At 74.1% G+C, this 26,353-nt stretch carries 31 protein-coding genes; 11 read left to right on the top strand and 20 right to left on the bottom strand.

Annotation, left to right across the window (positions count from 1 at the left end):
• Nucleotides 1-21: 21 nt before the first annotated feature.
• Together F7P10_RS17565 and F7P10_RS17560 are read right to left on the bottom strand one after the other, a co-directional pair.
• Nucleotides 22-591, bottom strand: coding sequence for a dihydrofolate reductase family protein (locus tag F7P10_RS17565; RefSeq protein ID WP_151010323.1), 570 nt, complete (start codon nt 589-591; stop codon nt 22-24).
• Between the two features lie 111 nt (nt 592-702).
• The gene (locus F7P10_RS17560; protein WP_218040552.1) at nt 703-1,269 is read right to left on the bottom strand and encodes a TetR/AcrR family transcriptional regulator; all 567 of its coding nucleotides are present in this window, start codon (nt 1,267-1,269) and stop codon (nt 703-705) included.
• Nucleotides 1,270-1,341: 72 nt separating this feature from the next.
• Here F7P10_RS17560 and F7P10_RS17555 point away from each other — a divergent pair, with 72 nt between their 5' ends.
• A complete protein-coding gene (locus F7P10_RS17555) occupies nt 1,342-1,935 on the top strand; it encodes a dihydrofolate reductase family protein (protein WP_151010321.1) in 594 nt (197 codons plus the stop codon).
• 130 nt (nt 1,936-2,065) lie between these two features.
• Here F7P10_RS17555 and F7P10_RS17550 read toward each other — a convergent pair whose 3' ends face one another.
• The 5 genes from F7P10_RS17550 to F7P10_RS17530 all read right to left on the bottom strand — a co-directional run bounded on the left by F7P10_RS17550 (nt 2,066) and on the right by F7P10_RS17530 (nt 4,247).
• Nucleotides 2,066-2,794, bottom strand: a complete 729-nt coding sequence (locus F7P10_RS17550; RefSeq protein WP_151010320.1) for a hypothetical protein — start codon at nt 2,792-2,794, stop codon at nt 2,066-2,068.
• 79 nt (nt 2,795-2,873) lie between these two features.
• Entirely contained in the window at nt 2,874-3,071 is a 198-nt protein-coding gene (locus tag F7P10_RS17545) for a DUF397 domain-containing protein (protein ID WP_151010319.1), read from the bottom strand.
• Nucleotides 3,068-3,256: a DUF397 domain-containing protein gene (locus F7P10_RS17540; protein ID WP_151010318.1), complete on the bottom strand. Its 189-nt coding sequence runs from the start codon at nt 3,254-3,256 to the stop codon at nt 3,068-3,070. The genes F7P10_RS17545 and F7P10_RS17540 overlap by 4 nt, the downstream gene beginning before the upstream one ends.
• Nucleotides 3,253-3,378, bottom strand: coding sequence for a DUF397 domain-containing protein (locus F7P10_RS17535; protein ID WP_368077476.1), 126 nt, complete (start codon nt 3,376-3,378; stop codon nt 3,253-3,255). Before F7P10_RS17535 ends, F7P10_RS17540 begins: the two co-directional genes overlap by 4 nt.
• A gap of 53 nt (nt 3,379-3,431) precedes the next feature.
• Nucleotides 3,432-4,247, bottom strand: a complete 816-nt coding sequence (locus F7P10_RS17530; protein WP_151010316.1) for a helix-turn-helix transcriptional regulator — start codon at nt 4,245-4,247, stop codon at nt 3,432-3,434.
• 160 nt (nt 4,248-4,407) lie between these two features.
• On the opposite strand from F7P10_RS17530, the gene F7P10_RS17525 reads away from it, so the two are divergent.
• Nucleotides 4,408-4,803 carry an ATP-binding protein gene (locus tag F7P10_RS17525; RefSeq protein ID WP_151010315.1) on the top strand — a complete coding sequence of 132 codons (396 nt, stop codon included), beginning with the start codon at nt 4,408-4,410 and terminating at the stop codon, nt 4,801-4,803.
• A gap of 10 nt (nt 4,804-4,813) precedes the next feature.
• Here F7P10_RS17525 and F7P10_RS17520 read toward each other — a convergent pair whose 3' ends face one another.
• From F7P10_RS17520 to F7P10_RS17505, 3 genes are all read right to left on the bottom strand, one after another.
• Nucleotides 4,814-5,209 carry a VOC family protein gene (locus tag F7P10_RS17520; RefSeq protein WP_151010314.1) on the bottom strand — a complete coding sequence of 132 codons (396 nt, stop codon included), beginning with the start codon at nt 5,207-5,209 and terminating at the stop codon, nt 4,814-4,816.
• 31 nt (nt 5,210-5,240) lie between these two features.
• Nucleotides 5,241-6,197, bottom strand: coding sequence for a hypothetical protein (locus F7P10_RS17515; protein ID WP_151010313.1), 957 nt, complete (start codon nt 6,195-6,197; stop codon nt 5,241-5,243).
• A 196-nt stretch (nt 6,198-6,393) separates the two neighbouring features.
• On the bottom strand, nt 6,394-7,011 hold the full coding sequence (locus tag F7P10_RS17505; RefSeq protein ID WP_151010312.1) for a 1,4-alpha-glucan branching protein: 618 nt from the start codon (nt 7,009-7,011) through the stop codon (nt 6,394-6,396).
• A 112-nt stretch (nt 7,012-7,123) separates the two neighbouring features.
• Here F7P10_RS17505 and F7P10_RS17500 point away from each other — a divergent pair, with 112 nt between their 5' ends.
• Nucleotides 7,124-7,435, top strand: a complete 312-nt coding sequence (locus tag F7P10_RS17500) for a DUF3140 domain-containing protein (protein WP_254716666.1) — start codon at nt 7,124-7,126, stop codon at nt 7,433-7,435.
• Between the two features lie 72 nt (nt 7,436-7,507).
• Nucleotides 7,508-7,699, top strand: a complete 192-nt coding sequence (locus F7P10_RS17495; RefSeq protein WP_151010311.1) for a hypothetical protein — start codon at nt 7,508-7,510, stop codon at nt 7,697-7,699.
• A gap of 39 nt (nt 7,700-7,738) precedes the next feature.
• On the opposite strand, the gene F7P10_RS17490 is transcribed toward F7P10_RS17495, so the two are convergent.
• Entirely contained in the window at nt 7,739-8,575 is an 837-nt protein-coding gene (locus F7P10_RS17490) for an alpha/beta fold hydrolase (protein ID WP_151010310.1), read from the bottom strand.
• A 52-nt stretch (nt 8,576-8,627) separates the two neighbouring features.
• Entirely contained in the window at nt 8,628-8,828 is a 201-nt protein-coding gene (locus tag F7P10_RS17485) for a hypothetical protein (RefSeq protein ID WP_151010309.1), read from the bottom strand.
• Between the two features lie 53 nt (nt 8,829-8,881).
• On the opposite strand from F7P10_RS17485, the gene F7P10_RS44405 reads away from it, so the two are divergent.
• Together F7P10_RS44405 and F7P10_RS45445 are read left to right on the top strand one after the other, a co-directional pair.
• Nucleotides 8,882-9,913 (top strand): AAA family ATPase, encoded by a 1,032-nt coding sequence (locus F7P10_RS44405; RefSeq protein WP_254716665.1) that lies wholly within the window; start codon nt 8,882-8,884, stop codon nt 9,911-9,913.
• Between the two features lie 86 nt (nt 9,914-9,999).
• Nucleotides 10,000-11,550 (top strand): LuxR C-terminal-related transcriptional regulator, encoded by a 1,551-nt coding sequence (locus F7P10_RS45445; protein ID WP_368077489.1) that lies wholly within the window; start codon nt 10,000-10,002, stop codon nt 11,548-11,550.
• Here the strand turns inward: F7P10_RS45445 and F7P10_RS17475 are convergent, their stop codons facing one another.
• The 5 genes from F7P10_RS17475 to F7P10_RS17455 form a co-directional block, all read right to left on the bottom strand.
• Entirely contained in the window at nt 11,551-12,795 is a 1,245-nt protein-coding gene (locus tag F7P10_RS17475) for an erythromycin esterase family protein (RefSeq protein ID WP_176611515.1), read from the bottom strand.
• A 70-nt stretch (nt 12,796-12,865) separates the two neighbouring features.
• A complete protein-coding gene (locus F7P10_RS17470; RefSeq protein WP_151010307.1) occupies nt 12,866-13,324 on the bottom strand; it encodes a carboxymuconolactone decarboxylase family protein in 459 nt (152 codons plus the stop codon).
• A gap of 97 nt (nt 13,325-13,421) precedes the next feature.
• A complete protein-coding gene (locus F7P10_RS17465; protein WP_218040551.1) occupies nt 13,422-13,898 on the bottom strand; it encodes an Rrf2 family transcriptional regulator in 477 nt (158 codons plus the stop codon).
• Between the two features lie 48 nt (nt 13,899-13,946).
• Complete coding sequence (locus F7P10_RS17460) at nt 13,947-14,849, bottom strand: arylamine N-acetyltransferase (protein ID WP_151010305.1); 903 nt, start codon at nt 14,847-14,849, stop codon at nt 13,947-13,949.
• Nucleotides 14,846-17,986: a BTAD domain-containing putative transcriptional regulator gene (locus F7P10_RS17455; RefSeq protein ID WP_151010304.1), complete on the bottom strand. Its 3,141-nt coding sequence runs from the start codon at nt 17,984-17,986 to the stop codon at nt 14,846-14,848. The genes F7P10_RS17460 and F7P10_RS17455 overlap by 4 nt, the downstream gene beginning before the upstream one ends.
• A gap of 140 nt (nt 17,987-18,126) precedes the next feature.
• On the opposite strand from F7P10_RS17455, the gene F7P10_RS17450 reads away from it, so the two are divergent.
• Entirely contained in the window at nt 18,127-18,999 is an 873-nt protein-coding gene (locus F7P10_RS17450) for an NAD(P)-dependent oxidoreductase (protein WP_151010303.1), read from the top strand.
• 52 nt (nt 19,000-19,051) lie between these two features.
• On the opposite strand, the gene F7P10_RS17445 is transcribed toward F7P10_RS17450, so the two are convergent.
• The 3 genes from F7P10_RS17445 to F7P10_RS42400 all read right to left on the bottom strand — a co-directional run bounded on the left by F7P10_RS17445 (nt 19,052) and on the right by F7P10_RS42400 (nt 21,183).
• A complete protein-coding gene (locus F7P10_RS17445) occupies nt 19,052-19,432 on the bottom strand; it encodes a VOC family protein (RefSeq protein WP_151010302.1) in 381 nt (126 codons plus the stop codon).
• A 76-nt stretch (nt 19,433-19,508) separates the two neighbouring features.
• Nucleotides 19,509-20,936: a cell wall metabolism sensor histidine kinase WalK gene (locus F7P10_RS17440; RefSeq protein WP_151010301.1), complete on the bottom strand. Its 1,428-nt coding sequence runs from the start codon at nt 20,934-20,936 to the stop codon at nt 19,509-19,511.
• 94 nt (nt 20,937-21,030) lie between these two features.
• Nucleotides 21,031-21,183, bottom strand: coding sequence for a hypothetical protein (locus F7P10_RS42400; RefSeq protein ID WP_176611514.1), 153 nt, complete (start codon nt 21,181-21,183; stop codon nt 21,031-21,033).
• Between the two features lie 495 nt (nt 21,184-21,678).
• On the opposite strand from F7P10_RS42400, the gene F7P10_RS17435 reads away from it, so the two are divergent.
• From F7P10_RS17435 to F7P10_RS17415, 4 genes are all read left to right on the top strand, one after another.
• A complete protein-coding gene (locus F7P10_RS17435; protein WP_151010300.1) occupies nt 21,679-22,629 on the top strand; it encodes a GlxA family transcriptional regulator in 951 nt (316 codons plus the stop codon).
• A complete protein-coding gene (locus F7P10_RS17430; RefSeq protein ID WP_151010299.1) occupies nt 22,626-23,228 on the top strand; it encodes a DJ-1/PfpI family protein in 603 nt (200 codons plus the stop codon). The genes F7P10_RS17435 and F7P10_RS17430 overlap by 4 nt, the downstream gene beginning before the upstream one ends.
• 59 nt (nt 23,229-23,287) lie before the next feature.
• A complete protein-coding gene (locus F7P10_RS17425) occupies nt 23,288-24,877 on the top strand; it encodes a CocE/NonD family hydrolase (protein WP_151010298.1) in 1,590 nt (529 codons plus the stop codon).
• 426 nt (nt 24,878-25,303) lie between these two features.
• Nucleotides 25,304-26,215 (top strand): alpha/beta hydrolase, encoded by a 912-nt coding sequence (locus F7P10_RS17415; RefSeq protein WP_176611513.1) that lies wholly within the window; start codon nt 25,304-25,306, stop codon nt 26,213-26,215.
• Nucleotides 26,216-26,353: the final 138 nt, after the last annotated feature.

Genomic DNA, 26,353 nt, shown 5'->3' with positions numbered 1-26,353 from the left:
CGTGGACGTCCGGGGCGACCGTCAGGCGGAGGCGGGCCGGTGGCACAGCAGGACGGTCCGGGCGTCGAAGGTCCGCGACTCGACGAGCCGCAGGTCGAGGCGCCGCCCGGATGCGGGGAACAGGGCCTTCCCGCCGCCGAGCACGACCGGGTGCACGACGACCTGGTACTCGTCGATCAGGCCGTGCGCGGTGAGTTCGGCGGCCAGGGCCGCGCCGCCCATCAGCACGAGGTCCTTGCCCGGCTCGGCTTTGAGCGCGGTGACCTGCTCGACGAGGTTCGTACCGTCGATGACCCGCGCGCCGTGGCCGGGCTCGCGCAGCGTCCGGGAGAACACCACCTTCGGAGTGCGGCGCCAGACGGGCGCGAACTTGAGGTCGTGGGGGTCGTCGGAGATCGACTCCACGTTCGGCCAGTAACCGGCCATCATCTCCCAGACCGGACGGCCGTAGAGAAGCGTGTCGGCCCGCTCCATCAGCTCGAACGAGTGCGCCGACAGCTCCGGCCCCATGGCCGCCCAGTCGAACTCGCCGTTCGGACCCTCGATGTAGCCGTCCAGCGACACGTGAACCGCGTGGATGATCTTCCGCATACCCGCACTCCTCCGGTAGGGCCCCTGGTGGGGGCTTTCCCTGTGATCGGAGCACCGACCGCGTTCTCGACATGCCCGCAGAAGGATTTTCAGGCAGGGCGGGCGGTGAGGCTAGACGAGACGCTCGACGGCTCGGGCGACGAGGTCGTCGGCCTCCTGCTCGGAGTACACGTCCGGCAGCGTGAGGCGCTCGACGATCAGCCAGTTCAGCGCCATGTGCAGCAGCCGCACCGAGGTCGCGTCACCGGGCAGCCCGGACGCCCGGTGGCCTGCGACGTTCGCGTCGACGTCGGCGCGCACGCTCCGCGTGAGCACCGCCCGCAGTTCGGGACGCCGCGTCGCCTCCAGCCGCAGTTCCAGCAGTGCCAGGTAACCCGTCCTGAAACCGGCGACCCGGCCGACGGTCTCGCGCATCACCGCGGCGAACTTCTCCCGGTCCGGTGGCCCCTCCAGGTGGCGGGAGACCGTCTCCTCGTCCGGCTGGAGGCGCTCGTACACGCGTGCCCCGACCTGGGTGAACAGGTCGTCGCGGTTGGCGAAGTAGTTGGACGCCGTCCCCGCGGGCACCCCCGCCGCACCGTCCACCGCCCGGAAGGTCAGCCCCCGCGCGCCCTGCTCGGCCAGCACCTCGATGGCGGCGTCGATGAGCGCCGCCCTCCTCGCGTCGTTCCTGCGCACGTTTGACACCACTCCACTTGTAGTTCTACTGTTCAGACAACGACAGACATAGTACTACGAATGGAGTTATTCTTGCGTAAGCTCGTGTACTACATCGGCGTTTCCATCGATGGCCGGATCGCGGGCCCCGGCGGTGAGGCCGACTTCTACCCGGTCGGCGAAGGCGAGGCCGCCGCCGCGTACATGGCCTGGGTGAACGAGCGCTACCCCGAGACCGTCCCCACGCAGTACCGCCCGCACGTCGGCCTCGAGGACGTCCCCAACCAGCGCTTCGACACCGTCCTGATGGGAACGAACACGTACCGGGCCGTCCTCGACCAGGGGATCGGCAACCCCTACGCGCACCTGCGGCAGTACGTCGTCTCAAGCTCCCTGGACCGCATCGACGAGCCTGCCGTGGAGCTCGTGCGCGATCCGGTCGCGCTCGTCCGCGACCTCAAGCGCGAGGACGGGCCGGACATCTGGCTCTGCGGCGGCGGAGGGCTCGCCGGCTCGCTGCTGCCCGAGATCGACGAACTGATCATCAAGAGCTACCCCGTGATCGCGGGCGCGGGCCCCGCCCTCGCCGACGGCGCCTTCCGCCCCACCGCGTTCGTCCCCACCGACCACCGGTCGTTCCCCAACGGAGCCGCCATCACCTGGTACACGAAGCGGCCCGACGCCTGACGGTCTACGACCGGACCGGCGGCGATGCCGCGTCTGGCCACATCTCCGCGAACCGGCCGTCCGCGACACGGAAGATCTCGAACAGCATCGGTTGCGCGTGGCCGCCCGGCCTCCGGACGTCGCCGAGCGGTCAGGCGGAGGGATTCCGCTGCCGGTACCGGTCCTCGAACGCCTCCTCGAAGTCCGAGCCCGCGATCTCCAGTGGCTGCGACTCCAAGACGTGATCGTCGGAGACGTACAGGTCCAGCGGCTCGCCCAAGCCCAACCCCGCGCCGCCCTCCGGGGCGGAGAAGCGCCAACCTGTGGACAGGCGGCACGCGACCAGATCGGCGGCCTCCACGGGGATCTCCTGGTCGCGCAGGTACCAGTGCACGATCACGCGGGCGTTGAACTCCGAGATCAGACCCGGTCCGATGCCGAGGCGGGCCACGTCCACCCCCGGATCGCCGTCGATGCCCGAGCCGTCCACCCAGCCGTCCACGGAGAGGTCCGAAGGACTCTCGACGCGCAGCGGCGACCGGAGCGCCTCGACGGCCCGCTCCGCCAGGAGCCGGACCTCCCGCTCGTCCCGCCCGACGTCCCGGCCCCAGTTGGGGTTGTCGGGGTCGGTCTGGGCCCAGCCGGCCGCGGCCAGCGCGCCGAGATCGGCATCGGTCATCCCGCAGGAGGCATCGAGGAATGCGTTGCCGGAGACCTCTCCGTGCAGCTCGTCGTGCCGAGCGGCGAACTGGACGTACCGGTTCCCGGTCGCGCTGATGATCAGCTTGGCGTTCGGGGCCAGGTCGGCCAGGAGTGCCGCCAGGTTGTCGGTGAAGGCGGCCCAGCCGGGGCCGTGAGGCGCGTCGGTTTCGGGATTCACGCCGGTGACTGTAACCGGCGTCACGGACACTCCGGAGACTCCGTCCCCGGCCGCACACTCGTCCGGCCGGGGGAGGAGATCACATGGAGGGGGTGCGGTTCTTGACGCCGTCGAGAAGCACGGCGAAGTCCCGCCGATTCACGACCAGCCTCGGCCCGTCCGGGTCCTTGCTGTCCCGGACGGCGACCGCACCGGTGAACGAGGCGAGCTCGACGCAGGCTCCGCCGTTGTTCGTGCTGTAGCTGGACTTGCGCCAGGCGGGGGACTTGGCGCTCACGGTTGCGTCTTGATGCGGTTCAGGAGGCTGGCGAAGTCCCGGCGGTTCACGATGATTTTGGGACCTTCCGGGTCCTTGCTGTCGCGCAAGGCCACCGCCTCAGAAAACGAGGCCAGTTCAACACAGGCTCCGCCGTTGTTGGTGCTGCGGCTGGCCTTACGCCATGCGGGGGTGTTGGCGCTCATCGTTGGGTCTTGATGTGGCTCAGGAGCGTGGCGAAGCTTGCTCGACCGATGATGAGCTTGGGGCCGTCGGGGTCCTTGCTGTCGCGGACGGCGACCGTGTCGGGGACTGAGGCGAGTTCCACACACTCCCCACCGTTCGGGCCGGTGTAGCTTGACTTCCGCCATACAGCCCTGGTCAGATCCATTTTTCTTGCACCACCTTGCGTATTACGTCGATTGACTGGTCCACGGGCAGCGCCAATGATCGAACCGATATAAGCGCCCTGCTGACGACGGCTATGTCGTCCGGATCGGTGAGGGTGAGCCCGCGCACTGCCATGTCCGCGTACGCGATCTCGCTCCGGTCTTCCAGGGTAGCCAGTGTGAAGGAACCCATATTGCCGAGGTGTTCTCCCCGGCTGGGGACGACCTGGATCGTGACGATGCCTCGTTCGGCCTGGTAGAGGACATGCTCGAGCTGCTCTTTCATGACCTCCGAGCTGCCGACGAGCCGGTGCAGGGAAACTTCGTCCTGCAGAACGGAGAAATCCGGGGGCGGCGGGTTGTCCCTGGTGAGGATGCTCTGGCGGTTGAGCCGGGCCTCTACCGCTTCCTTGTTCCCCTTGAGGAGTGCGGACGCGTAGTCGGCGGTCTGGAGAAGGCCGTGGATGAGGAGCGGTTGGTATGACTGGAGCATGACGGCCTCAGGTTCGACGGTGTGCCAGTCGAACCAGGTCGGGAAGGTGGCGTCCTTCACCAGGTCGTCGTAGAGGTCGAGCAGTTCGCCGTCCGCCTCCAGGGCTCGGTCCATGGTCTCGGCGAACTCGCGCGTGCAGCGTGTGCGGCCGTTCTCGACCGCGCCGATGTACTGGGGTTTGACTCCTTGGCCACCGTTCGCGCGGCGTCCCACGGACTCCTGCGTCCAGCCCTTCGCTTCCCGGAGCCGTCGGAACCTGCGGCCGAAGGCGAGCAACGTCGGCGAGACCGTCCCGCGCTTGCGCTGTGGCGCCATGTCCCCATCCTCCCTTGCAAAGTGCGGCCAACCAACACCCAAGTAACTCGGATACGGGCGCCGCGACTTGCCTCTTGAGACCTGCGTTTTGTTACGCAGAGTACTTCTAACATGCCTGACTGTCATTGAAATTCAACAAGGCGGTCAAGGGAGGCAAGAGATGACGGCGACGACGCATGCGGATGAGGTGCCGACGGTGGTGCTGGAGCCGTCCGACCGGGCACCGGGGATGGCGCGGCGGTTCGTCGCCGAGCGGTTCCGGGAGTGGGGCCTCGGGGACGACCACACGGCGCGGCTGATCGTGTCCGAGCTGGTCACGAACGCGTGGCTGCACGGGAGCGGGCCGATCGTCGTCCGGGTGTTCCGGGACGAGCGGGACGGACGTCCGGTTCTCGAAGTGTGGGACGGCGGCGAGGGACGGCCGGTCGTGCGGCCGGAGGATCACGCGTCGACGTGCGGGCGCGGCGTGTTCATGGTCGCGCGGCTCACCGACACGTGGGGCATCCGGCCGCTGGTCGAGGGCGGGAAGCTCGTGTGGGCCAAGTGCACGACGTGAGGGCGGACGGCTACCGGGGGCGGTGGGCTCGGATGTCGACGGGGCGTCCGTCGGGATCGCGGGCGGTCATCGTCCACTGCGCGGGCAGCGTCACGATCTCCCCGACCGGCCGTCCGGCCTCCCGGAGTCGTTCGCGAAGCTCGCACAGGCGCGCGTGGGTGGCCACGCGCAGGCCCCAGCCCGCCTGGTTCAGCGGGTCGAGATCGGTGGCGGGCGCGGTCGCGGTCTCGACGATCATCAGGTGGTCGGCCCCGCCGACGTCGACGACGGCGACGCGGGGATCGTCCGGGGTGGCGGCGCGCTCGAACGCGAGGGAGGCTCCGAGCAACTCGGTGTAGTACGCCACGAGCCGGTCGAGGTCGGTCGTGGACAGCGTCAGATGGTTGATTCCGAGCAGATCCGGCATGGTCGGTCGAGCTTAGCGGGGCAGGCGAAGATCAGTCCTCGCAGAAGCCGCAGTCGCAGGGCGGCTCGTACATCTCCCGTCTGCGGCGCTCGTCGGCGCGGCGGGCGAGTTGGTGCTGCGGCAGGTGGTCCTGCGTCTGCCACCACTCGAGGAGAAAGGTGTACGCGTCCTCCGCGTACACCCGGAACGGGCTTCCGTTCTCCCCCAGCCGCTCGTACCCGTACCAGGTGTCCTTCCTCGCGAGCACCGTATCCGCGGCGGGCGAGGCGGAGCCGTCGTGGACGACGGTGGAGACATGACGGACGTCCGCTGCGGTGAGGTCGCGTACGGGCGAGAGGACGTGCGGCCAGTGCGCGGGGTCGTCGGAGCGGTCGATGTCCTCGGGCACCGGGGCGGGTTCCCCGAGGAGCGCTCGCACCGTCCACGCGTGGAACCCGGCCGCTCCGGCGGCCTCGTCCACCGGCACCCCGGCGCGGGCCGCGCGCACAGCCAGTTCCTCCCGCTCGGTGAGGCCGTCGCGGTCGCGCTCCGCCAACCGGACGGCTTCACCTGCGATGCGCAGCCAGTGGTCCGGGGCGCAGGTGTCCGGCACCGGGTCGCCGACGTGGTCGGCGCAGCGGCTGCCGGGGCCCGCGGGTGCCTTGCCGGTGCAGAAGGAGTGCCCGCACAGCTCGATGACCTGCTGGGTGCCCAGCTCGGGGTTGAAGACAGTGCACGCTCGGAACACCCGCCGGGGTCTGCCGCCCGTCGCGGTGAAGTACCGGATGCGGTGCTCGGTGCGCTCGACCTGGAACGTCCGCACCTCCCAGGCGGACAGGACGTGCCCGGCCATGGCGATCGCCAGGGCCGGGAACGGCCGGAAAGGCCCGGAGTCGTCGAGGGTCGGGATCCTGGTGAACGGACGGCGGGTGTCGGGGTCGTCGAGGTGACGGAGCGCGAGTGCCAGGAGGTCGGCCGCCTCGACGTGCGTGCTGTCGGCTTCGGGCATTCGCTCTCCGCTCAGGGGCCGGGACGCGAGCAGGCGGACCGGACGGTACTCGGCGGTGTTCGGGTGATCGAACCGGTTTCCCCGCCATGGCCGCCTTCGAGCGCCGTCTCTGCGAGCGCGCCGGCGACATCATCGCCCTGATCCGCGACGCCCGCCGGGGCGAACCCGAACTCGCTCGCGACCGCCGCTGGGCGCCTCAGCTCACGACGGCGAGCAGGCCCCGGACGCGCGTGCCGTCCGGGGTGCGCCAGGACCCGGCGACGTGGCCCGCCGTTCCGGACGGGGCCTCCGGGGACGGGCGCAGGACGCGGTGCAGGCGGACGGACGCGCCTCGCACCGGCAGCTCGGTGCCTTCCCGGTCGTCGGTGGCGGCGCCGTCCGTGGACGCGAGGCCCTCGCCGGTGTAGGCGCGGGTGATGTCGAGATCGGGGGTGTCGGTGGCGTTCTGGTCCTGGGGCTGGGCGCGGCCCTCGATCAGGGCGAGGAACTGGGCGACCATCACCGGGTCGTGGCAGCCGTCGTAGGCCCAGCGGCGTCCGAGGACACCGTGCTCCATGGTGCCGACGAGGGCGTGGTCGGCGCCGTCGAGCGGGGCGCCGCGGTAGGTCAGCGGCGCCAGGTAGGCGGTGCCGGACGCGTCGGTGACGATCATGAACTCGATCCCGACCTCGCCCGCCGGGTCGTCCAGCCGGAAACCGCCCGCCTTGGCGAGGGCCGGATCGCCGGTGCCCGCGTACCAGGGGCGGGTGGGGAGCCAGGCGGTGAGCAGGTCCAGCTTGCCCGGCGTGAGGGTGGTGCGGTGGACGACGGCCATGGCGGGGATCCTTCCGAAGCGACGTTCGCATCCTGCCATCTGCCGGCGGACGTGAATGAGCGGGGCCCGCACCGGGTAGGGCGGGGACTCGAACGTCCACAGGAGGTAGCCGATGAAGGATCGGATATCGGCCGAGGCGGAGCTGGCGTGGGAGGACTTCCACCGGCTCGTGAACATGACCTCGGACGAGCTGCGCACCTGGCTGCTCACCGACGCGTCGGGCGAGGAGGCGTTTCCGGGGGCCGGGCACGAGGCCGGGGTCTCGGAGCTGGGGTCCCGGGTCGTGGACATCCTGCGCAAGCGGAAGGTCGACCTGACCGACGGGGACGCCGAGGTGATGCAGGAGGTCGTCGACTACGTGGAGGAGCACCTGGACAACCCCCGCCCGATGAGGACCTGGACGACCGGTGGCGGCACGAGCTGATGAGCGTGGGCCACGACCCGCTCCGCCCCGAGCCGTCCAGCGCGTGACGGACCAGCGGACGAGGAGGCGACGATGCCGAATCCGCAGCAGCCGGAGATCCGCCGGAACGAGCGGACCGCGGTGACGAACGAACCGGCGCCGGAGGCCACGGACCCGAAGATGACGCGGGAGAAGGGCCACGCGCACGGCACCGACAAGGGGAGCAAGGGCGGCGGGAAGGGCGGCGGGACGCCGCCGGACCAGCGACCGCCGCACCCCGGCTGACGTGACGGGAGTCCGGGGGCCCGCGGGCCCCCGGCCCGGTCAGCGGGTGACGTCCAGGATGCGGAGGATCTCGCGGACGAGCAGGCCGGGCTCGGTGAACGGGACGAGGTCGCCGGACTTCTCGGCGACGACGTGCCGGCCGCGCGGGAGGGTCTCGGCGCGGGCGCGGTGCGCGGTGTTGAGGGCGGCGCGGCTCCCGCCGCCGAACACGCGGGAGCGGCGGCCGGAGATGAGGGTGACCGGGACGTCCGGGAGCTTCGGCGGGTCGTCGCGGAGGCGTTGCAGGTCCGCGACGAGGTCGCGGGTCTCGGCGGCCTGCACGCGGGTGGCCTCGAGGGTGCCGTCCTCCTCGCGGAGGGCGGTCGCGGCGGGTTCGGGCAGCTTCGCGGCGAGCCGGCCGACGCTGAACCGGAGCAGGCCGAGCCGGGCGGCGGCGGGGTCGGTCAGCGTGCCGAGCCGCATCCGGCGCCGGTGGCCGGGCATGAAGTAGTGGTCGCTGGCCTCGTCGTCCTGGTCGACGAGGAGGAGCCCGCAGATGCGGCCGGGGGCCTCCGCGGCGACGCACCGGACGATCGGGCCGCCCCAGTCGTGCCCGACGAGGATGAACGGGCCGTCGCCGAGGTGGTCGAGGACGTCGTGCAGGTCGGAGACCAGGCGGGACAGGGTGCGGGGCTCGGTGTCGGCGGGGCTGCGGCCGAGGCCGCTGCGGTCGTAGACGACGGCGGTGCCGCGCCCGGAGATCGCGGGGACGACCGTGCCCCACATGTTGCGGGAGGCGCCCGCCCCGGACTCGAACACCACGACGGGGCGGCCCTCGCCGTGCCGTTCGAGGTGGAGCTCGCGGCCGTCGCGGGTACGGGCGTGCTCGCTGACCATGGGCCGTGACCTCCGACTGGGCGGCCGTTGCGGGGGAGGGCCGCGCTCTCGATCAGAGTAACGGGCGGGAGGGCCGCCGGGTTCGCGTCGGGGGGATGTAGCCGTCGTCCTCGCCGCCGGGCGCGTCGGCCTTGGCGTTGGGCGGGTCGGTGGCGCTCGGCGTGTGCTCTTCGGCGAAGTCCGGTTCGGGCTCGCCGGGGTCGTCGCGGCGGTCCGCGAGCGGCCGATCGTCGTCCCGCTTGTCCTGGTTCATGATGGAACGGCTACCCCGAGGGCCGCGCTTGACGCTTCAGTAACCTGGCGGTCGTGTTGTACGGGCGGGATGCGGAGACGGCGGAGATCGACCGGCTGATCGAGGACGCCCGGGACGGGCGCAGCGGGCTGCTGGTCGTGCGGGGCGAGGCGGGCATCGGGAAGACGGCCCTGCTGGAGTACGCGGCGGGGGCGGCGGGCGTCCGGGTGCTGCGGGCGACGGGCGTCGAGTACGAGAGCGGGATGCCCTACGCGGCCCTGCACATGCTGCTCGGGCGGCACCTGGACGGCGTCGGGGCGCTGCCGGACGCGCAGGCGGCGGCGCTGCGGGCCGCGCTCGGGATGGGCGGCGCGCCCGGCGACGGCGACCGGTTCCTGGTGGGCCTGGCGGTGCTGACGCTGCTGGCCGACCTGGCGGAGGACGGCCCGCTGGTCGTCCTGGTCGACGACGTGCAGTGGCTCGACGGCCCGTCGGCGGAGGCGCTGCTGTTCGCGGCGCGGCGGCTGCGGGCCGAGCCGATCGCGGTGCTGCTGGCGGCGCGGGAGCCGGGCGGCTTCCGCGCGGAGGGGCTGCCGGAGCTGCGGCTGGGCGGGCTCGACGAGGACGCGGCGGCGCGGCTGCTGGCCGGACGGTCCGCGGAGCTGCCCCGGCACGTGCGGCACGAGGTGCTGACGGCGGCGATGGGCAACCCGCTCGCGCTGCTGGAACTGCCCGGGACGGAGGGCGGTTCGTCCGCCTACGAGCGGATCCGGCGGTCGTTCGCCGCGCAGCTCGCGGGGCTGCCGGAGCCGTCGCGGCTGTTCGTCCTGCTGGTGGCGGCCGACGATCTCGGGGACGCCGGGGTCGTGACGGCCGCGGCGGGGCGGCTGGGCGCGTCCCTCGCGGACCTGGAGCCCGCGGAGCGTGCGGGGCTGCTGCGGGGACGCCGGACGGACGCCTGGAGGTGCGGCACCCGCTGGTGCGGACGGCGGCGTACGGGGACGAGCCGCTGGCGCGCAGGCTCGCGGCGCACCGGGCGCTCGCGGCGGTGTACGGGGAGCGCGGCGACGCGTGCCACCGGGCGTTCCATCTCGGGCGGTCGGTGACGGGGCCGGACGAGGAGGTCGCGGCGGTCCTGGAGGCGACGGCGGAGACGGAGCGGAACGAGGGCGGGAACGCGTCGGTGGCGGCGATGTACGAGGCGGCCGCGGAGCTGAGTCCCGAGCGGGCGGACCGGGGGCGGCGGCTGGCGGTGGCGGCGCGCGCGGCGGCGGACGCGGGGCTGGCGGACCTGGCGGTCGAGCTGGCGGGCCGCGCCGAGCGGGACCTGCCGGATCCGCTGGCGCGGGCGGAGCTGACGCTGATCCGGGCGGCGCTCGCCGACGAGCAGGACCGGACGCGGGAGGCGTCCCGGCTGTACGCGGACACGGCGGCGTCGGTCGCGGAGCTGGACCCGCAGACGTCCGGGTACCTGTTCTTCCAGGCGGCGTCGGCGGCGGCGAACGCCGGCGACTTCGCGGGGGTGGACGAGATCGCGGCGCGCGGCGCGGCGCTGGACCTGCCGGGCGCCCCGCACCTGCAGGCCCTGGCCACGGTGTTCGCCGGGCACAACCCCCTGGCGGAGACATCGAGCGCGGACGGGATGGCGGCGCTGGGCGGGCTGATCGACGACATGGCGGACTGCTTCGGACCGCGCGACCAGGCGCGGTCCGCGCTGTGGCGGCTGATGCGGGGCGACGTGGCGGGCGCGGCGGAGCGGACGGCGGAACTGGAGGCGCGGTTCCGCGAGCGGGGCGCCATCGGGCTGCTGGCGCCCGTCCTGATGATCAGGTCGCGGGCGGACCTGATGCTGGGGCGGCACCGGGACGCGCTGACGGGCGCGACGGAGGGGCTGCGGATCGCGGCGGACACCGGGCAGCACCGCATGCGCGTCTACCTGGACACGGTGCTGGCGCAGCTCGCGGCGATCGAGGGCGACGAGGAGCGCTGCGTCGAGCTGTCGGAGGAGGCCATCGCGCGGGCCGTGCCGCCGAGCAGCGTGCACGGGGCGGCGGCGCGCGCGCTGCTCGACCTGGGGCTGGGCCGTCACGAGTCCGCCCGGCAGCGGCTGCTGGAGGTGATCGCCGGGCCGCAGCGGCAGGGTGCGACGGGCGCGCTGCCCGACCTGGTGGAGGCGGCCGTGCGCTCCGGGCGTCCGGAGGACGGGAAGGACGCGGCGGCCTGGTACCGGGGGTGGGCCGTGCAGGCGGGACGGCCGTGGGCGGAGGCCCTCGCGCTGCGCTGCGAGGCGCTCCTGGCGGACGGCGACGCGGCAGAGGCGGCGTACACGCGCGCGCTGGAACTGCATCGCGAGGGCGGGATGCCGTTCGAGCGCGCGCGCACCGAGCTGCTGTACGGGGAGTGGCTGCGCCGGGCTCGGCGGCGGAACGACGCGCGGGCGGTGCTGCATCCGGCGCTGGAGGCGTTCGAGCGGCTCGGGGCCGCGCCGTGGGCGGAGCGGGCGCGCGGCGAGCTGCGGGCGGCGGGGGAGAGCCTCGGCGAGGGCGCCGCGCCGGACGACCTGGCGGCGCGGCTCACGCCGCAGGAGCTGCAGGCCGTCCGGATGGCGGCGGCGGGACTGAGCAACCGGGAGATCGGCGCGCAGCTGTTCCTCAGCCCCCGAACCGTCGGCTACCACCTCTACAAGGCGTATCCCAAGCTCGGGGTGGCGTCGCGCGGCGAGCTGGCCCGGCTGGACCTTTAGCTAGGGCAGGGGGCGCGCGGGCGTCACCTCCTGGGAGTGGATGAGGACGTCGAACAGCGTGCCGGGCGCTCCGCCCTGCACGTTGTGCCCCGCGTCGTCGCCGGGCCGGTAGCCGGGGCCGATCACGCGGACGGGCGCGGGGGCGCGCAGCCACGCGCCGACGCCGTCCGTCCGGGTGCGGGCTTCACGCAGGTCGAGGAGGTAGTGCGGCGGACCGGCGGTGCCGAGGACCGCGTCCCCGAACGCGGCGGGCGGGGACGGGACGCTCACGCCGCCGTGCACGGCGCCGTGGTCGAAGGTCAGCCCGATCGGGACGAACCGGGCGCCGAGGCGGCGGCGCAGGCGGCCGCCCGCGTTCGTCCGGGTCGGGCCGGGGCCCGGGGCGGCGTCGCGGCTCGCCTTGCCCCGCGCTAGTTCGCCGTTCAGCACCGCCTCACCGGCGGACGCGTGCGCGGTGCCGCCCCAGTAGACGACCTTGGCGCCGGTCTGCTCGTGCCACCAGAGGATGCTCTCCGCGAACCGGGCCTCGACGCGCTCGATGTCGAGGACGGGCATGGCGTGCAGGTGGTGGAAATCGGCGATCGCCTGCGCGTGCCGGACCGCGAGCGGGTCGACCGGCAGGGACCGGACGAGCGCGAGCGCCCGTTCGGCGCGCTCGATGAGCGGTTGCTTGTCCGGAAGCGCCCGGTATCGCGCGACGTGCTCGTCGATCGGCCCGGACGGGCGCAGCGGGGCGAGCAGTCCGGCCAGTTCGGCGGCCCGGCCGGGCGCGCCGCGCCGCACGTGCTCCTCGACGGCGTCGTAGGCCGCCTCGCGGGTCGCGTGGAAGTCGAGCCCGATGATCCGGACGGGGTCGTCCGGGTGCCGCTCGTTGAACGACCTGATCCACCGCAGCGCGTCCAGGATCTCGGCCGTCTGCCAGGGCAGCCACGCGTCCCGGAGCGCCTCGGCGGGGTCGTCGCGGCCGGTGCGGGCGTAGGCGTCGAGCCGGAGGCCGGTCGTCCAGTCCTCTTCGAGCGCGAGGGTGCGGAACCCGAGCTCCTCGACGAGGAACCGGAAGGCGCGGTCCTGCAGGACGAACTGTTCGTGCGCGCCGCGCGTGGCGGTCGCCACGGCGACGACGGCGGCGTCGCGCGCGGCGTCGCGGAGCGGTTCGAGGTCGGTGCGCGGCCCGTCCGCGGTGCCGGCGCGGACGGGCCGGGCGGCGCCGGCGATCCAGCCGGCCACGGTCTTCTCGCTGGTCATCGGGGTTCCCCTTTCGTCACCCCCGACGCTAGGGAGGCGGACCGCGGCCGGGCATCCGTCAGGTGACCGGTCAGCCGATCGGGGTCCCGGCGATCTTGCGGGTCGTGACGTTGACGCGGTTCCAGGCATTGATCGCCGCGATGGCCATGACCAGGGCCGCGAGGCTCTCCTCGTCGTAGGCGTCGGCGGCCTCGTCCCACACGTCGGACGGCACGCCCGCCGGGTTGTCGGCGATCCGGGTGGCGGCCTCGGTGAGGGCGAGGGCGGCGCGCTCCTCGTCGGTGAAGTACGGCGACTCGCGCCACGCGGCGATCGACCAGAGGCGCTCGTCGGTCTCGCCCGCCTTCTTGGCGTCGCGGGCGTGCATGTCGACGCAGAACCCGCAGCCGTTGATCTGGCTGGCGCGGATCCGGACGAGCTCGAGGGTGCTGTCCGGGACGGGGCTCTTCGCGATGAAGCCCTCCAGGCTCAGCATCGCCTTGAAGCCTCCGGCGGCGACGGCGGGCAGGTTGTCCATGCGTGCGTCCATCGGATTTTCCTTTCCTGGATGGGGAATATCTAGTTTCCGGATCGAGGTCGGCCCCCGGAGGATGGCCGGGGAGGGGCGGGGAGGGTCGGTGGGCCGGTCAGTTGCGGTCGTACCAGGCGCGGACCTGGCCGGGGAGGTCCGGGTTGCCGCGCGTCGCCGCCGTGTCCACGTCGGCGAGGGTCTGCGCCGCCAGCGCCTTGCGCCAGGCCAGTTCGGCCTTCCGCATGGCGGCGTCGACGGCGCAGGGCGCGCGGAAGAGCGACTCGGGCGCCTCCGCGCCGGCGCCGCGCCGCCGGATCTCGGTGCACTGGAACGCCGGTTCCGGGCCCTCGATCGCGGTGACGACGTCCATCATCGTGATCCGCTCCAGCGGGCGCGCGAGCCGGAACCCGCCGCGCGCGCCCGGTGTCGAGGTGACGATGCCGGCCCTGACCAGGGCCTGGAGCTGCTTGTTCAGGTACGGGCGGGGGAGTTCGTAGCCGGCGGCGATCCGGGCGGTCGGCACCGGCCCGTCCTCGTCCAGCCAGGCGAGCAGCAGGCAGCAGTGCACCGCCCACTCGACTCCCTCGCTCATCCGCATAACCTGGATACTACATGTCCAGGATGCCGGGCGCGACCCCGGTCAGGCCCGTTCCTCGAGCCACGCGACGAGCCGTTCCGGGTCGCCGCCCTCCAGCGTGATCGCGAAGTCCGAGGCCAGGACGTCCGGAAGCGCGGCCGGTGCGTGCTCGCGGGTCTCGACGGACCCGTCCGGACGCGTCAGCGTCTCGGCCGTCCCGTCCAGCACGCGGTGCGACTCGGGCAGGAACCGCTGGACGAACGGCCGCATCGTGAACGGGGAGCGCGGGTGCGCGTACACGTAGAAGTTGAGCGCCTCGAAGTCGACCCGGAAGGCCTCGTTCATGGGGAAGATGTGCCGCCGCAGCCAGCCGCCGGGCGTGGTCTGGTGCAGCTCCCAGCCGCCCGCCGCGCCGCCGGCCGTGCCCCGCCGGAGGCGGTAGCCCCAGCCGTCCTGGTCGTCCTCCTCGCCGTCGCGGAAGCGCAGCGGCTCCAGCGGCCCGCCGCCGAACCCCACGTCGGCGAGCCAGCCCGGTTCGTCCGGGTCCTGGCCGGGGAGGCGGACGTGCAGGATCCCGTGCGTGGGCGGGCGGAGCTTCTCCGCGCCCATCATCACGCGGCCGAGCAGCCCGGTGACCTCGAACCCGAGCCGTTCCAGCGCCGCCGCGAACAGGCCGCTGTGCTCGAAGCAGTAGCCGCCGCGCGGCCGGCCGACCAGCTTCGCCTGGACGGTCTCCAGATCGACCTCGATCGGGCGGCCGAGCATGATCTCCAGGTTCTCGAACGGGATGGACGTGACGTGCGCGCGGTGCAGGGCGCGCAGCGTCTCCTCCGTCGGCGGGAGCGCGGCGCCGGTGCCGGCGTCGGTGCCGGCGTCGGCGCCGGTGTAGAGGCCGATCCGCTTCAGGTAGGCGGGCAGGTCGAGCGCGCCGCCGCGCCAGCCGAGGCCGAGGTCTTCCGTGCTCATCGGGACGTCCTCTCGGGGATGTTTCCGTCAAATGGGGAAACGCCGAGAGCGTCGGTGATCCTCCCGGCTATCCGGTCGACTTCGCGCCGCTCGCCCGGCGGCAGCGGCGCCCCGGACGACGCGCGCAGCGCGGCGGCCTCGCGCAGCAGCCGCACCGCCTCGCCGTGCGCGCCCGCGAGGGAGCGCGCCCCGGCCCGGCCCTCCAGCGCGAGCGCGACCGCGCGCGGGTCGCCGGTCGTCCGGGCGGCGGCCAGGCTCTCGGTGTGCAGCGCCAGCGCGGCGTCCGCGTCGCCGCGCTCCTCGGCGATGAAGCCGAGCTGGGCGTGCACGAACGCGATCCCGGCCGTCCCGCCGATGTCGCGCAGCCAGGCGAGGGGCGCGCGCAGGTGCGCCTCGGCGGCGTCGGGCTCGCCGCGCGCCCGTGCGACCAGACCGAGCCCCAGCTCGGCGAACTCCTCGGCGGACCTCGCCGCGTGCCGCGTCGCCGTGCACAGGGCGCGCTCGTGCAGGTCGCGGGCCTCGTCGAGGGCGCCGTCCAGGAGCGCGACGCGGCCCAGCCCGGCGAGCCGGAACGACGCCTCCGGCCACATCCCGAGATCCTCGGCGAGCCGCAGCCCGGCCCGCAGCAGCCGCGCCGCCGCCGCGTAGTCGCCGGTGATCTCGGCGTGCTGGGCGAGCACGTCCGTCGCCTCGAGCCGTCCCCACGGGTCGCCGAGCGCGTCGAAGATCTCCAGGCTCGCGGCGGCGTCGGCCCGCATGGACGCGACGCTCCCGCGCCCGATCGCCAGCATGGCCCGCGTCGCGAGCGCGGCGGCCGTGTGCCAGCGGTCGGCGCGCGCGCGGAAGACGGCCAGGGCCTCGTTCACGCGTTCATGGGCCACCGTCATGTCGCCGTAGGCCCAGTGCACGCGGCTCAAGAGCCACAGCGCCTTCGCCCTGGCGAACTCGCCCGGCCCGTCGGTGGCCTTGTAGCGCTCCAGGGCGGTGCGTCGCAGCTCGTCGGCGTCGGTGCTCTCGCCGGACGCCATCGTCATCGCGGCCAGCCACGTCTCCGCCTCCCGCCGCTCCGGCCGCTCCGGCCGCTCCGGCCCCGAGGGCGCCGAGGGCGCCGACGCCAGGACGTCCGCGAACGCGGACCGGGCCTCGCCGAAGCGTCCGCGCAGGAACCAGTGCCAGGCCAGCGCGTTGACGAGCCGCAGCGCGAGGTCCGGCGGGGCGTGCTCCAGGGCCGCGCGGAACCCGGCGGCCTCCGCGTCGAGCCGTCCGAGCCACTCCGCCTGCTCCGGGCCGCGCAGCCCGCCCGCCGCCCGCTCCGCGAGGTCCACCAGGTGGCGGGCGTGCCGCAGCCGCAGCTCGCCCTCCTCGCCCGCCTCCCGGAGCCGCTCCAGCCCGTACGCGGCGATCGACTCCAGCAGCCGGTACCGGCCGTCCGCGCCCCGCGCGACGAGCGACCGGTCCACCAGCCGGGCGAGCACGTCGAGATCCGCGCCGGACACCTCCGCCGCCGCCTCCGCCGTGCAGCCGCCCGCGTGCACCGCGAGCCGCCGCAGCGCCGCGCGCTCGTCCCCGTCGAGCAGCCCCCAGCTCCAGTCGATCGTCGCGCGCAGCGTGCGCTGCCGCTCCGGTCCCCGCCGGGCGCCGCCCAGCACCCGGAACCGGTCGTCCAGCGCCGCCGCCAGCTCCCGCACCCCGAGCGCGCGGACGCGCGTCGCCGCCAGCTCGAGCGCCAGCGGGACGCCGTCCAGCCGCCGGCAGATCGACGCGACCCACGGCGCCGTCGCCGCGTCCAGCGCGAACCCCGGCGCCGCCGCCGACGCCCGCGCGACGAACAGCCGGACCGCCCCGTACCGGCGCAGCCCGTCCGGGTCGCTCCCGGTGCCGGGCAGGTCCAGCGGCGGGACGATCCGCAGCCGCTCGCCCGGCACGCCGAGCGGCTCGCGCGAGGTCGCGAGGATCCGCAGCCCGGGCGCCCCCGCCAGCAGCCGCGCCACCAGCTCGGCGACCGGTTCGGCGGCGTGCTCGCAGTTGTCGAGGACGAGCAGCGCGCGCCGCCCGCGCAGGGCGTCGGCGAGCCGGTCCACGATCCCCGCGCCCGGATCGGCCGGTTCGTCCCGCAGGCCCAGCGTGCGCGCGACCGGCCCGGCGACGTCCGCCGCCGTGCGCGGCCGCAGCGGCGCCAGCTCCACGAACCACACGCCGTCCGGATGGTCGGCCGCCGCCCGCCCGGCCGTCTCCACCGCCAGCCGCGTCTTCCCCACGCCGCCCGCCCCGGTCAGCGTCACGAGGCGGTGCTCGCGCAGCGCGTCGCGGGCCCGCGCCACCGCCGCGTCCCGTCCGATCAGCTCGTCCAGCGGCACCGGCAGCCGGACGGCCGGGCGCGGGCGCACCGGCTCGGCGGGACGGTCGTCGAGGATCTCCTGGTACAGCTCCGCCAGTTCGGGGCTCGGATCGACGCCCAGCTCGCCGGCGAGCCGCTCGCGCAGCTCGTGGTAGCCGGTCAGGGCCTCACCGCGCCGCCCGGCCCGGTGCAGGGCGCGCAGGTGCGCCGCCCGCAGCCGCTCCCGCAGCGGCTCGCGCGCCACCGGCCCGGCCAGCTCCGCCGCGAGCGCCGCGTGCTCGCCCAGCTCCAGCCGCGTCTCCGCGTGCTCCTCCAGCGCCGCGAGCCGGCGCTCCTCCAGCTCCACGATCGCGGGCCGGACGAACTCCGCGTCGGCGAAGTCGGCGAACGCGGGCCCCCGCCACAGCCCGAGCGCCTCGCCGAGCAGCCGCGACCGGGCGAGCGGATCGGCGGTGTCGCGGGCCCGGACGAGCAGCGCCGCGAACCGTCCCGCGTCGACCGCGTCCGGCCCGGCGGCCAGCGCGTACCCGGACGGACGCGTCGCGACGAGCGCCCGCGCGCCCGGTTCGGCGCCGTCCAGGACCTTCCGGAGCTGCGACACGCGCGCCTGCAGCGTCCCGGCCGGGTTGCGGGGCGGCCGGTCCTCCCACAGCGCGTCGATCAGCCGGTCGGCCGAGACCGTCCGGCCGGGCTCGACCAGCAGCGCCGCGAGGACGGCACGGACCTTCGTCTCCGGGACCCCGTGGGGCGTCCCGTCGTCCGTCCACACGGTGAGCGGGCCCAACACCCCGAAGCGCATTTTGTCACCGTATCTCCCGCTACGGACGGACCCGCAGGGTTTCCGAAGCGCCTCCAGCGACCGTGAAGACATCAGCGCCGAGACATCAGCGCCGAGACATCAGCACTGAGACATCAACACCGAAACGACGGGGAGGAACCATGAAGGCTCCGGTGACGGTCGTCGGCCTCGGGCCGATGGGCAGCGCGATGGCGGCCACGTTCCTGAGGAACGGCCACCCGACCACCGTGTGGAACCGGACCGCGTCCAAGGCCGCGCCCTTGGTCGAGCAGGGGGCGACCCTTGCCGCGACCCCGGGCGAGGCGCTCGCCGCGTCCGAACTCGTGGTCATCAGCCAGACCGACTACAAGGCGATGTACGACTCGCTGGACGGCGCGGACATGAAGGGCCGCGTCCTGGTGAACCTCAGCTCCGGCAGCCCGGACGAGCTGCGCCGCGCGGCCGACTGGGCGACCGGCAACGGCGCCGAACTCCTCACGGGCGGCGTCATGACGCCCCCGCCCGGAATCGGGCAGCCCGGCTCCTACGTCATGTACAGCGGCTCGGAGGCGACCCTGGACCGGCACAGGGAGACCCTGCGCGAGCTGGGCGACGCCACCTACCTCGGTGCCGACGTCGGGCTGTCGAACCTGTACTACCAGGCGCAGCTCAACCTGTTCTGCTCGACGCTCATCGCGTACATGCACTCGATCGCGATGCTGGAATCGGCGGGCGTGACCGCCGAGCAGTTCCGCCCGTTCGCCACCGAGACCGTCACCTCGCTCGGTTCGGACGGGCCGATGGGGTTCCTGCGGATCATGGCCGAGGAGATCGACGCGAACACCTTCCCCGGCGGGGAGAACAGCCTGTACATGATGGCGGTCGGCGCCGACCACATCGTCGAGACCGCCGAGGCCGCCGGCATCGACACGCTGGGCCCGCGCGCCATGCGCGACCTGTTCTGGCGCACCGTCAACGCCGGTCACGGCGCCGATGGCTTCAGCAGCATCATCACGGCGATCCGCAAGTCCTGACGGAACGGACGGCACCGCGCCCCCGGGACCCGGTGCCGTCCGGCCGCGCCGGTCAGCTCCAGCCCCCGTACGGGACGGTGAGGATCTCCATGGCGTGGCCGCTCGGGTCGTCGAAGTACACGCCCCGGCCGCCGTCCCGGGTGTTGATCTGCCCCTCGCCGCTCTTGTCCGGATTGGCGTAGTAGCGGGTCCCCGACTCCTTGATGCGCGCGAAGATGGCGTCGAACTCCTCGTCCGGCACCAGGAACGCGCAGTGCTGCCAGCGGAAGTCGGACGAGTCCATGAAGTCGAGCGTCACCCCGTTGCCGGTCCGGACGGGGACGAACGGGCCGGTCTGCGCGCCGGCCTCCAGGCCGAGAACGCCGGCGAGGAACTCGGCCGACTCCCGCTTGTTCGTGGACGGGACGATGATGTGGTCCAGCAGGATGGACACGCGGGCCCCCTCTCGTGCCGAGGACCGGCGGTTCCGGCCCTCGCGTCAGATTCTGCGACCTCGAGCGCGGTTGAGGTCAACCGTCCGGGGGCGGCTCCGCCAGGGGCAGGCGCATCTCGAAGTGGGCCCCGCCCGGCGCGCCCGCCTCGGGGGCGTCGACGATCCGGAGCGTGCCGCCGTAGATCTCGGCGATCTCGCGGGCGATGGGGAGGCCGAGGCCGGTGCCCTGGGGGTCGCGGCGGCGGGAGTCGGCGAGCCGGGCGAAGCGTTCGAAGACGCGCTCGCGGGCGTCCGCCGGGACGCCCGCGCCGTCGTCGGCGACCCGCAGGACGGCGTCGCCGCCGTCGCGCGCGACGGTCACCTCGATGCGGGAGTCCGCGTGCCGTTCGGCGTTGCCGAGCAGGTTGCCGATGACGCGGGCGATCCGGACGGGGTTCGCCGTGACGGCGACGCCCGGTTCGAGCCGCGTGCAGGCGGGGGTGCCGGACGTGCGGCGCTCCACCTCCCGGCGGGCGAGGTCGGCGAGGTCGATCCGTTCGGCGGGGACGGGCGCGCGGGAGTCGAGACGGGACAGCTCGAGCAGGTCGACGACGATGTCGTTGAGCCGTTCGGTGTCGCGGAGCGCGGCGCGGAGCGTGTCGCGGCAGTCGTCCGGCTCGTCCAGTTCGAGGGCGACCTCCAGGCGGGTCCGGAGACCGGCGATGGGGTTGCGGAGGTCGTGGGACGCGTCGGAGATGAACCGCCGCTCGCGGTCCATCGCCTCGTCGAGCCGTTCGAGGGTGCTGTTGACGGTCTCGGCGAGGTCCTGGATCTCGCCGCCGGTGTTCGGGACGGGGACGCGGTGGGCGAGGCCGCGGACGGTGAATTCCGACATCCCGGCGCGGATGCGGTCGACGGGGACGAACGCCTGCCCGATCGTGCGCCACGTCCACCAGCCGATCAGGCCGAGCAGCCCGCCCAGCAGGAGCGCGAGGAAGAGGGGCAGCGGCCAGATCTGCCCGAGCAGCGGCACGGGTTCGGCGGCGATCACCGTGACGTTCCGGCCCACCGGCGTTTCGGGGAGCCGGATGCCGAAGTAGCGCACGCAGCGGTATTCGGCCGGCCCGCAGCTCCGTCCTTCGGCGAGCAGCTCGCCGTCCGCGACGGCGGGCCCGCCCAGCGGGGGCCTCCGGGCGCCGCGCGGGTTGGCGGCGACGACGCGTCCGTCCGCGGCGACGACCTGGACCAGCGGCGCCTCGTCCCGGCGGGGTGCGAGGGCGTCGGCCGGGGGCGTGCCGCCGAGCAGGTCGAAGGCGACGCGTTCGGTGGTGCGCCGCGCGGTGTCCTCGGTCCGGTTCGTCAGCGAGTCGCGGGCGAGGAGGAGCACCAGGACGGCCAGCAGCGCCAGGAACAGCCCGGCGACTGCGACGGTGACCATCGTCGCGCGGCCGCGCACCGAGAGGAACGCGCGGCGGCGCCAGCGGTCGAGCCGTTCGCGTCCCGGCACGGCCGACCCCCCGAACATCGCCGACGGTGATATCCCGCTACCAAGGGTAGCGATCGGGTCGGACGGGACGGGGGTGCGGGCCCCGGCCGGGCGGCCGGGGCCCGCGTGCGGGTCAGCGGCCCCGGTTGAGCTGCCGGGTCGGTAGCTGCCGGGCGTTCCGCCGGTTGTGGTTCGCGAACGCGGCCGACTTCACGTCGGGCCCCTTGCGCTTGTTCTTCTTCTTGGCGTTCGGGAAGGGGGCGTTGTCCTGGTTATTGGCGCGCATGAATGAACCACCTCCGGGCAGGCTCGAATTCGGCCAAAGGAATGGCCGTGAAAAGGGTGAAGGGGGCGTCGCGGGTTCGGGACGGCACGCCGACGGCGCTGGTCGCGCGCATGCGGGCATGCGTACGCGCGGGCAGTGCGAGTGGGGTGCGTCGCGGGACGCCGAGGATTCGGGAGCGGGCCGCGACATCCCGTCGCGGGCGGCTCAACCGGAGAAGCATCAAAGCAGCATGGGGAAAAGATTGCCAGCCGGCGGCACGGATGTCAACCGGGAATTCCAAGAAATGTGCCCGCCGAATCATGGCGCCCCGCGCCATCAAAGCCTCTTCGCGCCTTCGGCCGCGCCGTGCCGACGGCCCCGCGTGCTTTCGGCGCCTCCGCGCCGCCTCGTGCCCGCGCGGTGCGTTCGGGTGGCCTGCGGCGGAGTGGGGGTGGTGGCGCGAAGTGTGGGGTAGGTGTCGTTGACGCCACGCCCGGCGGGTCCGAAGCTGGAGGCATGCGCGTCGCGTTCGTGATCTACGAGGACTTCCAGGTGCTCGACCTGACCGGCCCCCACGAGGTCTTCGACCACGCGGGCGGCTACGACCTGCGGGTCGTGGGGCCCGCGGCCGGGCCCGTCCGGTCCAGCGGCGGGCTCGCGGTGCACGCCGCGCACGGGGTCGCCGACCTGCCGCCGGACGGCGTCGACACGCTCGTGGTCGCGGGCGGCCGGGGCGTGGACGCGGCGCGCGCGGACGCCGCGCTCACCGGCTGGGTCGCGGCGGCGGCGCGGCACGCGCGGCGCGTGGCGTCGGTGTGCAGCGGCGCGTTCCTCCTGGGCGCCGCCGGGCTCCTGGACGGGCGCCGCGTCACGACGCACTGGGCGCGCGAGGAGCAGCTGCGCCGCGAGCACCCGGAGGCGGACGTCGACTGCGACCCGATCTTCGTGCGGGACGGGCGGCTGTGGACGTCCGCCGGGGTCACGGCCGGGATCGACCTGGCGCTCGCCCTGGTGGAGGACGACCGCGGCCGGGACGCGGCGCACGCGGCGGCCCGCGAGCTGGTGATGTTCCTGCGGCGGCCCGGGGGCCAGTCGCAGTTCAGCGTCCCGCTGTGGTCGCGGCAGCCGGAGAGCGATCCGATCCGCGCGGCGGTCGCGGCGATCCAGGCCGATCCGGGCGCGCGGCACTCGATCGGGGATCTGGCGGAGCGCGCCGGGCTGAGCACCCGGCACCTGCAGCGCCGCTTCACCGCCGAGCTGGGCGCCCCGCCCGCCGCGTACGTCGAGCGGGTGCGGGTGGAGGCCGCGCGGCGCGCGCTCGAGGAGGGCGGCGAGCCGGTCGAGAGCCTGGCGCGCCGCCTCGGCTTCGGGACGGGCGAGACGCTCCGCCGGGTGTTCCACCGGCGGCTGGGCGTCGCCCCGGCCGACTACCGCAACAGGTTCAGAGGAACGAGGGAGGACGCATGACGACGTACGGGCTGCTGGTGTTCGAGGACGCCGAGGAGCTGGACTTCGCGGGACCGTGGGAGGTGTTCGCGACCTCGGCGGCGATGCGGGACGCGGGCGACGAGGCGGTGCTGATCGCCGCCGGGACCGCACCCGTCCGGTGCGCGAAGGGCATGCGGGTCGTGCCCGACCGGACGTTCGCCGACCACCCGGACCTGGACGTCCTGCTGGTGCCAGGCGGGCGCGGCGCGCGGGTGACCCAGCCGCACGACCCGGCCGTGACCGGGTGGATCGCGAAGACCGCCGCGCGGGCCGACTGGGTGACGAGCGTCTGCACGGGCTCGTTCCTGCTGCACGCGGCGGGTCCGGCGCGCGGGCGGCGCGTCGCCACGCACCGGGCGCACGAGGACGACCTGGAGCGGCAGGGCGACGTCACCGTCGTGCGGGACGCGCGGTACGTCGTCGACGGGAACCTCGTGACCAGCCAGGGCGTATCCGCGGGCATCGACATGGCCCTCTGGCTCGTGGGACGCATCCATGGGCGCGACCACGCGCGCGCGGTGCGTTCCTACATCCAGTACGAACCCGCCCCGCCCTACATGGCGGACATCCCGGAATAACGTCTTGGCGTGCGCGCGCTGGGATCATCTCCACGGACGGCGCGTGGAAGGAGTACGCCATGGCACGGTTCCTGGACCGTCTCCTCGGGCTTCCCGAGGAGACCACCCCCGCGGTCGAGACCGCCCGGGACCTGCGCGTCCCGATGCCGGACGGGACCGTCCTGCGCGCCGACCTGCACCGCCCGCGCGGCGCGGGCCCGATGCCGGTCGTCCTGGTCCGCACCCCGTACGGGCGGGCGCAGCGCGTGGTGCGGCTGTTCACCGGGGTGCTGGCGCGGCGCGGGTTCCAGGTCGTCGTGCAGGACGTGCGGGGCATCGGCGGGTCGGGCGGCGAGTTTCGCGCGTTCCACCACGAGCGCGACGACGGGCTCGCGACGCTGGAGTGGCTGCGGTCGCGGCCGTGGTGCGACGGCCGCGTCGCGATGGCCGGGGCCAGCTACCTCGGCTTCACGCAGTGGGCGGTCGCCCCGTACGCGGACCCGCCGCTCGCGGCGCTCGGCCTGGGCGTCACCGCGTCGGAGTTCGCGAGCTCCTTCTATCCGGGCGGGACCCTGGCCCTGTTCAACACCCTGGTGTGGTCGTCGTCGATGGGGTCGCGGGACGACGGCTTCGTGCCGCTGCACGCGCGTCGCGTCCGGCGCGCGATGCGGCACCTGCCGGTCGGGGAGGCGGACCTGGCGGCGATCGGCCGGCCGGAGCCGTTCCTGCGGGACGTCACCGGGCACACCGAGCCCGGCGACGCCTTCTGGGACGCGACCGACCACAGTGCGGCCGTCGCGGCGACGACCGCGCCCGCGAGCATGGTGACGGGCTGGTGGGACCTGTTCCTGCGCGGGCAGCTCCGCGACTTCGCCGCGCTGGACGCCGCCGGGCGCGGCCCGCGCATCACGATCGGCCCCTGGGGGCACGACGCGCGGGCGCTGCGGGCCGTCCTGGCCGACCAGGTGTCGTGGCTCGGCGCGCACCTGCACGGGGACGCCGCCGAGCTGCGGCGCGCGCCCGTCCGGCTGTACCTGCAGGGGGCGGGGCGCTGGCTCGACTTCGACCGGTGGCCGCCGCCGGAGACGGAACCCACCCCGCTCTACCTGGCCCAGGGGCTGACGTGGGACGAGCCGAAGGGGACGGACGATCCGGCCACGTTCGTTTACGACCCGTTCGACCCCACACCGAACATCGGCGGTCCGCTGCTTGCGCCGGGTAAAGGACGGCAGCGCGACAACGCCGCGATGGAGCGCCGCGGTGACGTCGCCGTCCTGACCGGGGCCCCGCTCGGCCGCGACCTCGACCTGATCGGGCCGGTGTCGGCGAGCGTCCACGTCCGGGCGGGCACCGGCCACGGCGACCTGTTCGTACGGCTCTGCGACGTCGACGCGGGCGGCGTCTCCCGGAACGTCACCGACGGGATCGTGCGGATCGCCGAGCCGGGCATCGTCCGCGCCGAGGTCGAGATGCACCCGACCGCCTACCGCTTCCGGCGGGGGCACCGGCTCCGGGTCGTCCTGGCGGGCGGCGCGTTCCCCCGGTTCGCCCGCAATCCGGGCACCGGCGAGCCGATCGGGCGGGCGGTGGCGATGCGCCGCACGGACTTCGAGGTGTTCCGGGACGCGTCCCGCCCGTCGGCGCTGACGCTGCCGGTCTGGCCGGGTTGACCGACCGGGACGTGCGGGTTCGTCCGCCTTCCTCCCATGGTTGCGAGCCCGGACCGAACGCAGCATGTAGTCCGTTCGTCGCACAGAGTGGTCCGCTCGTCGACGTGCGGGCCCGAAACCTCGAACCTTCCTGGACCGGCTCGCTACTTTCGACTCATCCGCCGCGCGCCGGTGCGAGCCGCTTCGGGGGGAGCGGCGAGCCCCAGAGAGCACCAGGCCGACGCGGCGGAACGGGGGGAGAGGGGTCACTTCGGGGGAGTGGCCCCTCCGTCCCGTTTCCGGCGGTTTTGTCAGCCGCGGTAGAGGGCGGAGCCCGGAATACCCTCCCGCGTGAGAAGAACGGCGATACCGGGGCGATCGACAATTCCTGGACCCGCGATGACCCCCGTCGCGGGCCCGTCCAGTGAAGGGTCGCCCCCGATGAACATGCGTCCGACACGTGTGCTCAGCGTGCTCCCCGCCGCGGTCCTCGCCGCGGGCGCCGTCCTGGCCGCCGCCCCCGCCGCGAGCGCCGCCGCCCCCGCCACCGCACCGTCCGTCCAGCGGGCCGCCGCGAACCCCCACGAGCGCGGACCGGCACCGACCGAGGAGAGCATCACCGCCGAAGAGGGCCCGTTCGAGTTCGAGACCATCGACGTCCCCGCCGGGAGCGGCGACGGCTTCAACCAGGGCACGATCTACGCGCCGACCGACCTGAGCCAGGGGACGTTCGGCGCGATCGCCGTGTCGCCCGGCTTCGTCTCCCCCGAGGCGCTGATCTCCTGGTACGGGCCGCGGCTCGCCTCGCAGGGCTTCGTCGTCATGACGATCGAGACGAACACCCTGCTCGACCAGCCCGCCGCGCGCGGCGACCAACTGCTCGCCGCGCTCGACTACCTGACCGGCGGCGACAGCCCCGTCCGCGACCGCGTCGACACCGGACGGCTCGCCGTGACCGGCCACTCGATGGGCGGCGGCGGGACGCTCGAGGCCGCGCGCGAGCGCCCCGGCCTGCGGGCCGCCGTGCCGCTGGCCCCCTGGAACCTGAACTCCGACTGGAGCGCCGTCCGGACCCCGACGATGATCCTCGGCGCGCAGAACGACTTCATCGCCGCGAACGGGCTGCACTCCGAGCCGTTCTACGAGGGGCTGACGTCCGCGCCGGAGAAGGCGTACGCGGAGATCGCGAACACCGGCCACATGTCCTTCAACACCCCGAACGACGTCATCGCCAAGTACACGATCGCGTGGATGAAGCGGTACGTCGACGACGACACCCGCTACGAGCGGTTCCTCTGCCCGGCGCCGTCGGACGATCCCGCGCTCGTCGAGTACCGGGACACCTGCCCCGGCGGCTGACGCGCGCACCCCGCTCCCGAGGCGGCGGCGACCGGCGACCGGTCGCCGCCGCCTCGCGCGCGGACGGTGGCCGCGCCGGGGCATTTTGTTCGCCGACGCAAAGCGGCGCGCGCGAAAGATGTCCGAAAGTGAGAGGTT

This window comes from Actinomadura sp. WMMB 499 (genome assembly GCF_008824145.1).
GTDB lineage: Bacteria > Actinomycetota > Actinomycetes > Streptosporangiales > Streptosporangiaceae > Spirillospora.
Note: the sequence above shows the minus strand (reverse complement) of the source record. Positions and strands in the feature narration are given on the sequence as shown.

Bases quoted from the DNA above. Each gene is read 5' to 3' on its own strand.
- F7P10_RS17565 (WP_151010323.1), bottom strand. From the start codon at position 591: ATGCGGAAGATCATCCACGCGGTTCACGTGTCGCTGGACGGCTACATC.
- F7P10_RS17540 (WP_151010318.1), bottom strand. From the start codon at position 3,256: ATGAGCGCCAACACCCCCGCATGGCGTAAGGCCAGCCGCAGCACCAAC.
- F7P10_RS17530 (WP_151010316.1), bottom strand. From the start codon at position 4,247: ATGGCGCCACAGCGCAAGCGCGGGACGGTCTCGCCGACGTTGCTCGCC.
- F7P10_RS17525 (WP_151010315.1), top strand. From the start codon at position 4,408: ATGACGGCGACGACGCATGCGGATGAGGTGCCGACGGTGGTGCTGGAG.
- F7P10_RS17520 (WP_151010314.1), bottom strand. From the start codon at position 5,209: ATGCCGGATCTGCTCGGAATCAACCATCTGACGCTGTCCACGACCGAC.
- F7P10_RS17515 (WP_151010313.1), bottom strand. From the start codon at position 6,197: ATGCCCGAAGCCGACAGCACGCACGTCGAGGCGGCCGACCTCCTGGCA.
- F7P10_RS17505 (WP_151010312.1), bottom strand. From the start codon at position 7,011: ATGGCCGTCGTCCACCGCACCACCCTCACGCCGGGCAAGCTGGACCTG.
- F7P10_RS17500 (WP_254716666.1), top strand. From the start codon at position 7,124: ATGAAGGATCGGATATCGGCCGAGGCGGAGCTGGCGTGGGAGGACTTC.
- F7P10_RS17495 (WP_151010311.1), top strand. From the start codon at position 7,508: ATGCCGAATCCGCAGCAGCCGGAGATCCGCCGGAACGAGCGGACCGCG.
- F7P10_RS17490 (WP_151010310.1), bottom strand. From the start codon at position 8,575: ATGGTCAGCGAGCACGCCCGTACCCGCGACGGCCGCGAGCTCCACCTC.
- F7P10_RS17485 (WP_151010309.1), bottom strand. From the start codon at position 8,828: ATGAACCAGGACAAGCGGGACGACGATCGGCCGCTCGCGGACCGCCGC.
- F7P10_RS45445 (WP_368077489.1), top strand. From the start codon at position 10,000: ATGTACGAGGCGGCCGCGGAGCTGAGTCCCGAGCGGGCGGACCGGGGG.
- F7P10_RS17475 (WP_176611515.1), bottom strand. From the start codon at position 12,795: ATGACCAGCGAGAAGACCGTGGCCGGCTGGATCGCCGGCGCCGCCCGG.
- F7P10_RS17470 (WP_151010307.1), bottom strand. From the start codon at position 13,324: ATGGACGCACGCATGGACAACCTGCCCGCCGTCGCCGCCGGAGGCTTC.
- F7P10_RS17465 (WP_218040551.1), bottom strand. From the start codon at position 13,898: ATGAGCGAGGGAGTCGAGTGGGCGGTGCACTGCTGCCTGCTGCTCGCC.
- F7P10_RS17460 (WP_151010305.1), bottom strand. From the start codon at position 14,849: ATGAGCACGGAAGACCTCGGCCTCGGCTGGCGCGGCGGCGCGCTCGAC.
- F7P10_RS17455 (WP_151010304.1), bottom strand. From the start codon at position 17,986: ATGCGCTTCGGGGTGTTGGGCCCGCTCACCGTGTGGACGGACGACGGG.
- F7P10_RS17450 (WP_151010303.1), top strand. From the start codon at position 18,127: ATGAAGGCTCCGGTGACGGTCGTCGGCCTCGGGCCGATGGGCAGCGCG.
- F7P10_RS17440 (WP_151010301.1), bottom strand. From the start codon at position 20,936: ATGTTCGGGGGGTCGGCCGTGCCGGGACGCGAACGGCTCGACCGCTGG.
- F7P10_RS42400 (WP_176611514.1), bottom strand. From the start codon at position 21,183: ATGCGCGCCAATAACCAGGACAACGCCCCCTTCCCGAACGCCAAGAAG.
- F7P10_RS17435 (WP_151010300.1), top strand. From the start codon at position 21,679: ATGCGCGTCGCGTTCGTGATCTACGAGGACTTCCAGGTGCTCGACCTG.
- F7P10_RS17430 (WP_151010299.1), top strand. From the start codon at position 22,626: ATGACGACGTACGGGCTGCTGGTGTTCGAGGACGCCGAGGAGCTGGAC.
- F7P10_RS17425 (WP_151010298.1), top strand. From the start codon at position 23,288: ATGGCACGGTTCCTGGACCGTCTCCTCGGGCTTCCCGAGGAGACCACC.
- F7P10_RS17415 (WP_176611513.1), top strand. From the start codon at position 25,304: ATGCGTCCGACACGTGTGCTCAGCGTGCTCCCCGCCGCGGTCCTCGCC.